Origin of the sequence: Streptomyces nanshensis (assembly GCF_001751255.1) — a bacterium.
Classification (GTDB): domain Bacteria; phylum Actinomycetota; class Actinomycetes; order Streptomycetales; family Streptomycetaceae; genus Streptomyces; species Streptomyces nanshensis_A.
The window spans coordinates 1-1,681 of sequence record NZ_LJGW01000570.1 but is presented as its reverse complement, the minus strand read 5'-3'; the positions used below and the strand labels follow the sequence as shown (position 1 = coordinate 1,681).

Sequence of the window (1,681 nt, the reverse complement as noted above, 5' to 3'; positions counted from 1 at the left end):
AGTCCGCCCAGGCCCTCCGGGCCGGTCACCTCGCCGACGACGTGTCCGACGGGACGGGTCGCCGCCGCGGCACCGTCGGTGCCGTCCGCGACCGGGCCCATCACATGGGCGGCGGCACGCTCGGCGGCCTGCTGTGCCGCGCGGCGCCGCTCTTCCGTCAACCGGGCCTTGCTCAGGCCCTGTTCAGCCGTCTGGTGGGCCGAGGCGCCCGAGGCGGCGTGGCCGGACGCGGCACCGGTGGCGTCCCCGGAGGCCGGGACTCCGCCGGACTTCGAGGTCAGCATCCCGGCCGCCGCGTGGCCACGCTGCTCCGTACCGTCCGCGCCGTCCGTACCGGAGGCCGCGTGCGCGCTGCCGCCGAAGAGGACCGCGAGGAGAAGAAAGCCACCGAGGAAGAGCAGCGTCAGCAGGGCCCGGCGTACGACGGCCGGGTGCGGCGGGCGCACGGCGGCAGACACGGCGGGAACTGCTGACAAGGCAGAGACCTTCCAGGGAGAGAGAACACGGAGACGCATGCGTACCGGGGCGTCAACCGCCCGGCGGGAACGCTGCGTTCCGGACAACGGAGATCCTTGCACGGCAGCCGGTCCCCGGCGCAACCTCCCTCACAGCTTGTTCACGCGGTGGTCACAGCGAGTCGTCCGGCACGGGCAGCGGACGCTTCTCCACCGCCGCCGCCATCACCTCCGGGAAGCGGTCCGGGGTGCAGGCGAAGGCGGGCGCCCCGAGGGCGGCGAGCGCGCTCGCGTGCGCACGGTCGTAGGCCGGTGCCCCTTCGTCGGACAGGGCGAGCAGCGAGACGAACTGCACTCCCGCCGCCTTCATCTGCGCGACCCGCTTGAGCATCTCGTCGCGTATGCCGCCCTCGTAGAGATCGCTGACGAGCACGACGACGGTCTCGGCGGGGCGGCTGATCTGCGACTGGCAGTACGCCAGCGCCCTGTTGATGTCCGTGCCGCCGCCGAGCTGGGTGCCGAACAGCACGTCCACGGGGTCGTCGAGCGCGTCGGTGAGGTCGACGACGCTGGTGTCGAAGACGACGAGGCGCGTGCTCAGCGAACGCATCGACGCGAGCACCGCTCCGAACACCGACGCGTGCACCACGGACGCGGCCATCGATCCGGACTGGTCGATGCAGAGGATGACGTCCTTCTTCACCCCGCGTGACGCACGGCCGTAGCCGACGAGCCGCTCCGGCACGACCGTCCCGTACTCGGGCAGATAGTTCTTGAGGTTGGCCCTGATCGTGCGGTCCCAGTCGATGTCGCGGTGGCGGGGGCGGCTCACACGTGCCGAGCGGTCGAGCGCGCCGGTCACCGCGGAGCGGGTACGGGCGGACAGCTTCCTCTCCAGCTCCTCGACGACCTTGCGCACGACCATGCGCGCGGTCTCCTTGCTGGTCTCCGGCATGGCCGCCTTCAACGACAGCAGCGTGCCCACGAGATGGACGTCCGGCTCGACCGCCTCCAGCATCTCCGGCTCCAGCATCAGCGCGGAGAGGTTCAGCCGCTCGACGGCGTCGCGCTGCATGACCTGGACGACCGAGCTGGGGAAGTACGTTCTGATGTCGCCCAGCCAGCGCGCCACTTGGGGCGCGGAACCGCCGAGGCCGGCGGTGCGTTCGCCGCCGCGGCGGGCGCGTGCGTCGTCGCCGGGCCGGCCGCCGCCGTACAGGGCCTGG

The 1,681-nt window shown here is 72.3% G+C and carries 1 protein-coding gene and 1 pseudogene; both read right to left on the bottom strand.

Annotated features, from left to right (window positions below):
* Window positions 1–458, bottom strand: a pseudogene (locus AN218_RS29805) (hypothetical protein); the annotation flags it as partial.
* Window positions 459–627: 169 nt separating this feature from the next.
* Window positions 628–1,681 (bottom strand): VWA domain-containing protein (locus AN218_RS29800; protein WP_070020171.1); only part of this gene is annotated, 1,054 nt, incomplete at its 5' end.